Origin of the sequence: Caulobacter radicis (assembly GCF_003094615.1) — a bacterium.
GTDB lineage: Bacteria > Pseudomonadota > Alphaproteobacteria > Caulobacterales > Caulobacteraceae > Caulobacter > Caulobacter radicis.
This window is the reverse complement of sequence record NZ_QDKO01000026.1, coordinates 34,704-45,201: the sequence shown is the minus strand read 5'-3', so window position 1 is coordinate 45,201 and position 10,498 is coordinate 34,704. Positions and strand designations below refer to the sequence as shown.

The window sequence follows — 10,498 nt, the reverse complement described above, 5'->3', positions numbered from 1 at the left end:
CAGCCGGAGCGGCGGCGGGCGTGGCGGCCGGAGCCGCGCCAGGCGCGGCCGGGGCGGCTTCGGCGGTCGCCGGGGCGGCGGGCGCCTCGGCGGGAGCCTTGGACTTCACCCACGCGTCGAACTCGGCCTGCGTGACGACCTTGATCTCGATCGGCATGAAGGCGTGGTCGATGCCGCAGAGCTCCGAGCACTGGCCGTAATAGGTGCCCACCTTCTCGGCCTTGAACCAGGTTTCGTTCAGCCGGCCCGGAATGGCGTCGGTCTTCAGGCCGAAGGCCGGCAGGGCGAAGGCGTGGATCACGTCGGCGGCGGTGACCTGCACGCGCACCACCTGGTTGACCGGCACCACCAGCGCGTTGTCGGCGGCCAGGCGATAGACGCTGTGCGGCAGGCCCTTGGCCGCCACTTCTTCCTCGCTCAGCACCTTGGAGATGATCTCCGGCACCTTCTGGTCCGGATACTCGTAGCCCCAGTACCACTGATAGCCCGTGGCCTTCACGGTCATGTAGGGCTTGGGCATGTCGTTGTACTTGAACAACAGCCGGAACGAGAAGATGGCGATGATCATCAGGATCAGCACCGGCACGATCGTCCAGATGATCTCGATCGTGGTGTTGTGGCTGAACTTGGCCGGAACCGGGTTCGCCTTTCTGTTGTAGCGGATCGCGATCCAGACCAGCAGGCCCAGGACCAGCAGGGTGATCGCCGTGATGATCGGCATCAGAACCCAGTCGTGGAACCAGATGGCGTCGTGCTTGAGCACGGACGCCGCCGGCTGGAGGGCGATGCCCCCCGGCGTCGGCTGACCCAATAGATCGTCGGCGAAGGCATGCCCCGCGAGCGTCGTCATGACGGCGGCGGCTGCAAAGCCAAACCCCTTCCGTCCCATCCCCTGAACTTGTGCCTTCATTTCCCTCTCGGCCCGTTACGGCGGCGACCGGCTGTTACTCAGCCGTGTCTCCGCGCCGACATGCACAATACGACCGGTTACGCGGACTTATGCAATCGACTTGAAACGGTCGAAAGCACTCCCCCCACGGCGCCGGCCGGTCGCAGGCGTGCTTACGCGCTTCAATCCCTGTTGCCAAGCACCCGAAACCACACGTTGGGCAGGGGAATCGCGTCAGTTGCGAAGCATTCTCAATAACTTCGCCGATTTCATCCACACGACCGACAGGCGAATCACGCCGATCCTCGAACATTGATAACTTGTAATAACAGCTACCTTGCATCACACACTACCTGGCCGTACAAGGTTCTCACCAACAGGAAACGAGAGCCGTGCCTGAAGCCATCGAAACCCAATTGAAGAAAGGCGTGCTGGCGCTGTGCGTGCTGGCCCTGCTGTCGAAGGCCGACAGCTACGCCTACGAGATCGCCAGCCAGCTGGCCAAGGACATCGACATGGGAGAGGGGACCATCTACCCGCTGATGCGGCGATTGCAGTCCGACGGCCTGGTCGAGACCTATCTGGTCGAGTCGACCAGCGGCCCGCCGCGCAAATACTACCGCCTCACCGCCGCCGGCCGCGACAGCTTCGCCGCCCAGAAGAGCGAATGGGAAGCCTTCGCCAAGGCCGTGAACGACATCCTGGGAGCCGCCGCATGACCCGCGCCGAATTCGTCACCCGCCTGAAGCGCGGCCTGGCCGGCCTGCCGGCCACCACCATCGCCGACGCCGCGGCCGACTACGAGGCCCACTTCGACGACGCCATCGCCGCCGGCCGCACCGAGGCCGAGACGGCCGCCGCCCTCGGCGACCCGGACCGCCTGGCCCGCGAGCTGCGCGCCGAAGCGGGTTTGAAGCGCTGGGAAGAGACCAAGAACCCGTCGGCCGCCGCCGGCGCCGTGTTCGCGGTGCTGGGCCTGGGCGCGATCGACATCCTGATCCTGCTGCCCATCCTGATGGGCGTGATCGGGGCGCTGTTCGGCTTCTTCATGGCCGGGATCGGCATCTTCGTCGCCGGCGGCTTCGTGTTCTCGGCCGGACCGTTCATGGACCCGCCGGGCGGCCCCGCCTTCGCCATCCTGGGCGGCATCGGCCTGATGGCCGCGGCCACCGCGCTCAGCGCCGTCACCGGCCTGGTCACCGTGGGCCTGGTCAATCTGCTGGTCTGGTACGGCCGGCTCCACTACCGGCTGCTGAAGCCGGCCATCGAACCGCAAGCCTGAGGCCTGGCCATGATCCGCAACCTCACCATCATCGCCGTCGCCAGCTTCGTCCTGGCCGTGGCGTGCCTCGGAACCGCCTTCGCCATCGGCGGCCGCGACCTGGTCAAGCAGGGCGGCTGGAGCTTCCCGGCCAACATCCACATCGAGGACGACGACGGCCGCGTCACCATCCGCCGCAACGGCGACGTGACGATCGAGGACCACGGCCCCAACACCAGCCGCCAGCTCGCCTGGACCGGCGGCGAGGCCCTGCGCATCGACCTGCCGGCCCGGGTGATCTTCACCCAGGGCGACAAGGCCGGGATCACCGTCGAGGGACCTGAAGGCCTGGCCCGCCGCGTGGTGCTGACCGACGACCGCCTGCACTTCGACGGCGACGGCCAGGGCCGCGGCTTCCGCTTCGACCGCCACGGCATGCAGACCTTCGCCGACCGCGACGACCTGGTGATCCGCATCACCGCCCCGGCCGTGCGCAAGTTTACCCTCAACGGCTCTGGCGACCTGGACATCCAGTCCTACGACCAGCCGGACCTTGCGCTGACCCTCAACGGCAGCGGCGAGGCCTACGCCTCGGGCAAGACCGGCAAGGTCGACCTCAGGATCGCCGGCTCCGGCGAGGCCGAACTGACCGCCCTGACGGTCACCGACGCCAAGGTCGCGATCGCCGGCAGCGGCGAGGCCAAGCTGGGCCCCACGGGCGAGGCGGACGTGCACATCGCCGGCAGCGGCGACGTCACCCTGACCGAGCGTCCGGCCAGCCTGTCCAAGTCGATCGCCGGTTCGGGCGACATCAACGAAAGCTGGTGAGCGATCCGGGGGCGGAGGGAGATGACGCGGAGCCTGCAAGCGCCTACCTTACAGGAATGACCGCTCCCCTCTCCGCCCCTTCCCTGCTGGACGCCGCCGGCGTCGACCCGCAACGCGCCCGCGCCATCCTGGGCGAGGCCCTGGCCGGGGCCGACGACGGCGAACTGTTCCTCGAGCGGTCCGAGAGCGAGGCCTTCGTCTTCGACGACGGCCGGCTGAAGACCGCCTCCTACGACAGCGGCGAGGGCTTCGGCCTGCGCGTGGTGGCCGGCGAGACGGCCGGCTACGCCCACGCCTCGGAAATCTCCGAGGCCGCCATCGGCCGGGCCGCCTCTTCCGCCAGCCTGGCCAAGCGCGGCTATGCCGGGATCTCGGCCGAGGGCCCGCGCTCGACCAACGAAAAGCTCTACGGCGAGGATGACCCGGTCTCCTCGCCCGCCTTCTCCGACAAGGTCTCCCTGCTCCAGGAGATCGACGCCTTCGCCCGCCAGCGCGACCCGCGCGTGGTGCAGGTGCTGGCCAGCCTGGCCGGCGAGCGCCGCGTGGTCGAGATCCTGCGCGCCGACGGCAAGCTGATCCGCGACGTGCGGCCGCTGGTGCGCCTCAACGTCCAGGTCACCGTCGAGAAGGACGGCAAGCGCGAGGCCGGCTCGTCCGGCGCCGGCGGCCGCGCCGGCTTCTCGGCCTGGATCAGCCCCGACAAGTGGCAGGGCCAGGTGGACGAGGCCCTGCGCATGGCGCTCGTGAACCTCGACGCCGTCGCCTGCCCGGCCGGCGAGATGGACGTGGTGCTTGGCCCGGGCTGGAACGGCGTGCTGCTGCACGAGGCCGTCGGCCACGGCCTGGAAGGCGACTTCAACCGCAAGGGCATCAGCGCCTTCTCCGGCCGCATCGGCGAGCGGGTGGCCGCCAAGGGCGTCACCGTCTTCGACGACGGCTCGATCCCCGGCCGCCGCGGCTCTCTGACCATCGACGACGAAGGCACGCCGACCGAGCGCACCATCCTGATCGAGGACGGCATTCTCGTCGGCTACATGCACGACCGCATGTCGGCCCGCCTGATGGGCATGCAGGCGACCGGCAACGGCCGCCGCCAGTCCTACGCCCACATGCCCATGCCGCGCATGACCAACACCGGCATGCTGGCCGGCGACCACGATCCGGCCGAGATGATCGCCTCGATGAAGAAGGGCCTCTACTGCGCCAACTTCGGCGGCGGCCAGGTCGACATCACCAACGGCAAGTTCGTCTTCCAGTGCACCGAGGCCTACCTCGTCGAGGACGGCAAGATCACCGCCCCGGTCAAGGGCGCCACCCTGATCGGCGACGGCCCCTCGGCCCTCACCCGCGTGACCATGATCGGCAACGACTTCGACTTCGATCCCGGCATCGGCGTCTGCGGCAAGGCCGGCCAGGGCGTGCCCGTGGGCGTGGGCCAGCCCAGCCTGAAGATCACCGGCCTGACGGTCGGCGGGACGAATATCTAGCCAATAGATCCCCCCCTCTGGGGGAGGTGTCGCCGAAGGCGACGGAGGGGGGCCGTTTTCAGCTTCCGCTGAACCGGGCCGGGTTTCGACAAGCTCCCCCCACCGATCGCTACGCGATCGCCTCCCCCACAGGGGGAGGTCCCCTGGGACGAAAACTGGACGCCTACGTCCATTGATGTCCATTATTTAATCCACATTTCAAGCTTGTAACTTTCCCTCCCGACAGCCAAAGGCCCAGTTTGCCAGCCACGCAACTGGCGGGGGCCAGGGGACGGAAAGACATGCAGTTCGGATCGCTTTTCGCGGCCCTGGCGGCCGCCACGCCCGAGGCCTCGGCCCAGGCCCCCGTCGTCGTCGCGGCGACGGAAGGCGTCACCCGCTATCCCGCCGCCTTCTTCGCCGAGCGCCAGCCGCTGTCGGCCTACGACATGGTCGTGCGCGTGCCCGGCTTCACCTTCGACGGCGGCGACAGCGTGCGCGGCTTCGGCGGCGCGGCCGGCAACGTGCTGATCGGCGGCCAGCGGCCGGCCACCAAGAGCGAGTCCCTGGAAGACGCCCTGCGCCGCATCCAGGCCAGCCAGGTCGACCGCGTCGAGATCATCGTCGGCGGCGCCCCGGGCATCGACATGCAGGGCAAGAACGTCGTCGCCAACGTCATCCTGCGCGCCGACGCCAAGGGTTCGACCCTGCTGGCCGTGGCCAGCTCGTTCCAGCAGGACGGCCGCACCACCCCGGCCATGCGCTTCGAAGGCTCGCGCCAGTACGGCGTCAACGCCTTCGACTGGTCGATCCTGACCTTCCGCTATGTCGACGACGGCGCCGGCGAGGGCCCCAAGATCGTGCGCCGGGCCAACGGGACGGTCAGCCCCTCGTGGCTGGACGAAACCGGCGGCGGCGACGGCCTGACCGCCAAGGCCAACCTCAAGCGCCCGCTGCTGGGCGGCCGGCTGTCGGTCAACACCGTCTACGAGCGCGAGGTCTACGACTGGAGCCTGGAGGACATTCCCCCGACCGGCGGCGACCGCCTGAAGGTCATCGACGCCGACGACCGCGAGGAAGGCGAAATCGGCCTGGGCTGGGAACGCCCCCTGACCGCCAGGTCGCGCGTCGAGCTGACCGGCCTGCTGCGCCGCAAGCACGTCGACTACGCCAGCACCTTCACCGAAGCAGGCGAAGCCGGTCGCTTCACCTCGGCCCGCGACAGCGGCGAAAGCATCGCCCGCGGCGTGCTGCGCCACACCCTGAGCCCGACCCTGTCGTTCGAGGGCGGCGGCGAGATCGCGGTGAACTTCCTGGAGAGCCAGATCGGCTACCTGGTCAACGGAACGCCCCAGGTGCTGCCGGCCGCCAACGTGCGGGTCGAGGAAAAGCGCGGCGAGGCCTTCGGCGTCGCCACCTGGCGCGCCCACTCGGCCCTGACCCTGGAAGGCGCCCTGCGGCTTGAGCGCTCGACCATCTCGCAGACCGGCGACACCAACCTCGAAAAGTCGTTCACCTATCCCAAGCCCCGCCTGTCGGTCACCTGGTCGCCCAGCGCCCACGACCAGCTGCGCGGCCGCGTCGAGCGCGAGGTCGGCCAGCTGGACTTCAGCGACTTCGTCTCCTCGACCACCTTCTCGACCGGCCGCGACACCGCCGGCGGCGCCGAGCTGGTGCCCGAACGGACCTGGGTGTTCGAGGCGGCCTGGGAGCGCAAGTTCGGCAAGGACGGCGCCGTGGTGCTGACGGCCCGCCACAAGGAGATCAGCGACGTCGCCGACCGCATCCTGGTGGTCGACAAGGCCGGCAATCTCTACGACGCCCCCGGCAACATCGGCGACGCTGCGGGCGACGAGCTGGAGCTGTCGGTGAACCTGCCGCTGGAGCGCTTCGTGCCCGGCGGCCTGCTGCGCGGCAAGGGAACCTGGACCCGGTCGGAGGTCGTCGACCCGATCACCGGCCGCAAGCGCCGGATCAGCGACCAGGAGCCCTTCGAGGGCGAGCTGCGGTTCTCGCAGGACCTGCCCAAGCGCAAGCTGCAATGGGGCCTGGAGCTGTTCTCGGGCGAGACCGAGACGTCCTACGCCTTCAACGAGGTCAGCCGCTTCGAGATCGAGCCCTGGCTGCTGGCCTATGCCGAGGTCAAGCCGCGCCAGGGGCTGTCGCTGCGGGTCGAGGCCCAGAACCTCACCGGCCGCGGCCTCAACCGCCAGCGCGAGGTGTTCGAGGGCCGCGTCCGCGCGCCGGGCGACTTCGCCTATCTCGACGACCGCCGGGTCGACTTCGACCCGTTCATCTATTTCCGCCTGCGCCAGACCTGGGGCTGAGCCGGACACCACCACAACAAGGCCGCCGCCCGCGCCTCTCGGTCCCCAACCCCAGCGGACAGAAGCGGCCACTGCGAAAGGACCCCGGCTCGCGCCGGGGTCCTTTTTTCTTTGTGCTCCGTCAGCCCTCGCCCGGCCCCACGCCCAGCGCGTCCATCGCCCGGGCCAGGTTCTCCAGGGTGTAGGGCTTCTGCACCACCAGCCGGCCGCGATGGTCCTGCGGCAGGTTGGCCTGCTCGCCATAGCCGGTGGCGAACAGGAAGGGCGTCTTCAGCTCGGCCAGCCGGTCGGCGATGGGATAGCTGTTGCGGTCGCCCAGGTTGATGTCCAGCACCGCCACGGTCGGGCGATGGGCCTCGATGCTGTCGAGCGCCCCCTGCACCGTCGCCGCCGTCGTCACGCTGCGCGCGCCCAGGCGGTTGGCGATGTCCTCGGCGTCCAGCGCGATGATCAGGCTGTCCTCGACCAGCAGCACGTCCTGGCCTTCGAGGATCCTCGACGGCGGGGGATGGGCGTGCCCCGGGGCGGGGCGCTGGAATCTGACCGGCCGCGGAGCGCCGCCCGGGCGCGGCTGCGAAAGATGCCGCGCCGGGATGCTGAACACCGCGTGGAAGCCGCGCGGGTCGTAGTCGACCTTTACCTTGCCGCCGAGATCGTAGGGCACCGAGCGCTCGATGATCGTCGTACCGAAGCCCTTGCGGGTGGGCGGCGTCACCGGCGGGCCGCCGGCCTCGCGCCATTCCACGGCCAGGTCGCCGCCCGCCTTGTGATGCCAGCCGATCGTCACCCGCCCGCCCTCGGCCGACAGCGCGCCGTACTTGTTGGAGTTGGTGACCAGCTCGTGGAACACCAGCGCCAGGGTCGAATAGGCCTGGGGGTTCAGCGACACCGGCTCGCCCTGCACGACGATGCGGTCGCGCTCGTCGACGAAGGCGGCCGCCTCGGCGTCGATCAGCGCCTGCAGCGGCGCGGGGCCCCAGTGGTCGTCGGTGATCTGGTTGTGGGCGCGGGCCAGGGCGTGGATGCGCCCGTCGACGACCTTGACGAACTCGGCGATGTCGCCGCCGGCCGGCAGCGACTGGCGGATCAGGCCGCGGATCAAACCGAGGATGTTGCGCACCCGGTGGTTCAGCTCGGCGATCAGCAGTTCCTGGCGGGCGCTGGCCTGCTGGCGCTCGGCCGAGGCCTCGTCGGCCAGCCGCAGAACCACCTCGATCAGGGTCGCGCGCAGGGTCTCGGCCACCCGGATTTCCGAGCCCGAGAACGGCTGGGACTTACCCTCGACCAGCTCCTTCCACTCGGCGAAGCTGGCGCGCGGGGTCAGGCGCGGACCGTTGGGGCCGTACTCCATCGGCTTGTGCGGATCGCCGGCCCACCGCACCGAATGGATCAGCTCCTTGCGGAACAGCACCACATAGTCGCGGGGCGAGCGCGAGATCGGGATCGCCAGCAGGCCGGCCGCGTCCGAGGCGAAGCCGTGGGCGTCGTCGACCAGCGAGCCGATGCAGTCGGTGGCGAAGACCTTGCCGGCGGCCGTGCCGTTCAGCGCCCGGACGATCCGGCGGAAGTCGTCCAGCGGCGGGACCGTGCCCGAGAAGGCGTGGTTACCGCCCAGCCACACGCCCACGCCGTCGGCCGGGATGGCGTTGGTCAGGATGTCGCCCAGCCAGTCGGGGTCCTTCAGCAGGGTCTCGTCCGAGGCCACCGCGCCCAGCAGCTGGTCGGAGATGTCGCGCGCCCGGCGCTCGTACTCCACCGTCTCCTGCCGCTCGCGGCTCTCCAGCCGCATCGAGAACATCTGGGCGAACAGCTCGCTGACCGAGCGGCGCTCGAAGGTCGGGCAGCGGGGCGAATAGTGGTGGCAGGCGAACAGGCCCCAGAGCTTGCCCTCGACGATGATCGAGATCGACAGCGACGCCTGCACGCCCATGTTCTTCAGATACTCGATGTGGATCGGCGAGACCGAGCGCAGCACCGACAGCGACAGGTCCAGCGGCCGGCCGTTCTGGTCGCGCTGCGGGACGATCGGCACGGGCGCGGCGTTGACGTCGGTGATCACCCGCAGGAGGTTGCGGCGATAGAGCTCGCGGGCCTGGACCGGGATGTCCGAGGCCGGATAGCGCAGGCCCATGAACGCGCCGATGCCCGAGCGCACGGCCTCGGCGACCACCTCGCCAGAGCCGTCGGCGGCGAAACGGTAGACCATCACCCGGTCGAACTCGATCAGGGCCCGCACCTGGCGCGCACCCTCGCGATAGAAGGCGGCGAAGTCGGGCGCGCCGTCCAGGCGGGCGATCATCGAGCGCACCATGCCGGTGGCGTCGCCGTGCTCGCCCGAGGCCGGCTCGGCCTCGATGACGATCTGGCCGCCGGAGAAATGCAGGGCGACGTCGAAGTTCGGGCGCCCCGCCACCAGCTCCAGGTCGAAGATGCGCTCCACCGCGTCGGGGCCGCGCAGCAGGGTCGAGCGGTTGCGAAGGTCGTGCACCGCCTTGGGCTGGAACAGCTCGAACAGCGGCTTGCCGAACAGCTCGTCCGGCTGGAAGCCGATGAAGTCGGCGATGTTGGCCGAGGTCCGCGCCACCAGCCAGTCGGCGGTCAGGGCGATCAGGAAGCCGATGGGCTGGATGGCCCCCAGGATATGGATCGGCTCACGATCGCAGTTGGTGAGGTCGACGGGGACGGTGTCGGTCGGCAAGGCAGGCTCCGAAACGGGAAAAGCGCCTCAAGGAGCTTGGCCGTATGCATGAAGCCACTTGAACGTGGACGAGACGCCCCGGTTCCGCGTCCCTACTTGTCGACCACCTTGATGATGCGGTCCGACGACGGGCGGCCGGCCAGGCCCTTGCCGGCGGCGTAGGTGACGATCAGGGCGTCGTCCTTGATCGCCGCGCCGGGCTTGCGGCCCTCGGCCAGCAGCACGCGGCCGATCCGGTTCAGCAGGCTGCGGTCGCCGTTGCGGGCCATGCGCTCGAAAGCCTCGGCGGTGACGTTAGCGCATTCGGCGACCAGCACCGAGGTCTCGGGCCGGGCGTCCTGCACGGTCTCGAAGCTGACCCGGTGGCGGGCGGCGCGGCTGGCGCGGTCGGCCGCCTGCAGCATGCGCTGGAACAGGGCGTTGGGGGTGATGAAGGCCGGCGGCTGGATGGTCGGGGCCCGGCCCATCAGCGCCGCGGCGGCGCCGGCCGGACGGTCGGCGGTGAATAGGGTCATGCCGCCCAGCTTGGTGGCGCGCAGCACCGGCTCGCCCAGTTCGTTCTTGTAGATGACGTCGCCGCGCGGACCGGCGTGGGGCGACAGCACCCACACCTCGCTGCTGTTCTCGAACTTCAGCAGGGTGGTCGAGGTGGCGCGGTCGAGCACGAAGGCCCCGCCCCCGTCGGACACGTAGCGGGCCACCGGCGGCGGCGGCGCCTTGCGGGCCTCGGCGGCGGCGCGGTCGCCGAACAGGGCGTCGCGAAGGCTGTGCTTGGACTGGGCCGCGACGGGCGTGGCGATGGTCAGGCCTGCCAGGGCGAGCATCAGCGTTGCCGCGCAGCCTCCCGGCCCCATCCTTTCCACCGTCGGTCGTATCATGCGAACGGTGATGGTCCCCGACTGGGGCGAATCTTGGACGTGGAGGCGGCGCTTCCTGGCAAGCGTCGCCGTGCGACTTTTCTGCAACGCTTCCCTTGGCGCGCGGCCCCCGCCACTCGCTCCCCATAGAGCCTGCCCGCTTCGGTCGCCC

At 69.7% G+C, this 10,498-nt stretch carries 8 protein-coding genes; 5 read left to right on the top strand and 3 right to left on the bottom strand.

All coding sequences use genetic code 11. The features are described 5' to 3' along the window. The coding region (gene coxB, locus DDF62_RS16975) for a cytochrome c oxidase subunit II (protein WP_116490195.1) at window positions 1–910 on the bottom strand (910 nt) is incomplete at its 3' end. Window positions 911–1,281: 371 nt separating this feature from the next. On the opposite strand from coxB, the gene DDF62_RS16970 reads away from it, so the two are divergent. The 5 genes from DDF62_RS16970 to DDF62_RS16950 all read left to right on the top strand — a co-directional run bounded on the left by DDF62_RS16970 (window position 1,282) and on the right by DDF62_RS16950 (window position 6,771). Next, window positions 1,282–1,608: a PadR family transcriptional regulator gene (locus DDF62_RS16970; RefSeq protein ID WP_116490190.1), complete on the top strand. Its 327-nt coding sequence runs from the start codon at window positions 1,282–1,284 to the stop codon at window positions 1,606–1,608. Further along, window positions 1,605–2,171 (top strand): DUF1700 domain-containing protein, encoded by a 567-nt coding sequence (locus tag DDF62_RS16965; protein WP_116490189.1) that lies wholly within the window; start codon window positions 1,605–1,607, stop codon window positions 2,169–2,171. Before DDF62_RS16970 ends, DDF62_RS16965 begins: the two co-directional genes overlap by 4 nt. A gap of 9 nt (window positions 2,172–2,180) precedes the next feature. Then, window positions 2,181–2,978, top strand: a complete 798-nt coding sequence (locus DDF62_RS16960; RefSeq protein WP_116490188.1) for a GIN domain-containing protein — start codon at window positions 2,181–2,183, stop codon at window positions 2,976–2,978. A gap of 56 nt (window positions 2,979–3,034) precedes the next feature. Further along, window positions 3,035–4,465, top strand: a complete 1,431-nt coding sequence (gene tldD / locus DDF62_RS16955; protein WP_116490187.1) for a metalloprotease TldD — start codon at window positions 3,035–3,037, stop codon at window positions 4,463–4,465. Between the two features lie 281 nt (window positions 4,466–4,746). Further along, window positions 4,747–6,771: a TonB-dependent receptor plug domain-containing protein gene (locus DDF62_RS16950; protein WP_116490186.1), complete on the top strand. Its 2,025-nt coding sequence runs from the start codon at window positions 4,747–4,749 to the stop codon at window positions 6,769–6,771. A gap of 121 nt (window positions 6,772–6,892) precedes the next feature. Here the strand turns inward: DDF62_RS16950 and DDF62_RS16945 are convergent, their stop codons facing one another. Both DDF62_RS16945 and DDF62_RS16940 read right to left on the bottom strand, forming a co-directional pair. Continuing rightward, window positions 6,893–9,469 carry an HWE histidine kinase domain-containing protein gene (locus DDF62_RS16945; protein ID WP_116490185.1) on the bottom strand — a complete coding sequence of 859 codons (2,577 nt, stop codon included), beginning with the start codon at window positions 9,467–9,469 and terminating at the stop codon, window positions 6,893–6,895. 92 nt (window positions 9,470–9,561) lie between these two features. Beyond that, entirely contained in the window at window positions 9,562–10,293 is a 732-nt protein-coding gene (locus tag DDF62_RS16940) for a DUF4908 domain-containing protein (RefSeq protein WP_244286851.1), read from the bottom strand. Between the last annotated feature and the right edge of the window lie 205 nt (window positions 10,294–10,498).

Coding starts and splice junctions, on each gene's coding strand:
- DDF62_RS16965 (WP_116490189.1), top strand. CDS start 1,605: ATGACCCGCGCCGAATTCGTCACCCGCCTGAAGCGCGGCCTGGCCGGC.
- DDF62_RS16960 (WP_116490188.1), top strand. CDS start 2,181: ATGATCCGCAACCTCACCATCATCGCCGTCGCCAGCTTCGTCCTGGCC.
- tldD (WP_116490187.1), top strand. CDS start 3,035: ATGACCGCTCCCCTCTCCGCCCCTTCCCTGCTGGACGCCGCCGGCGTC.
- DDF62_RS16950 (WP_116490186.1), top strand. CDS start 4,747: ATGCAGTTCGGATCGCTTTTCGCGGCCCTGGCGGCCGCCACGCCCGAG.
- DDF62_RS16940 (WP_244286851.1), bottom strand. CDS start 10,293: ATGCTCGCCCTGGCAGGCCTGACCATCGCCACGCCCGTCGCGGCCCAG.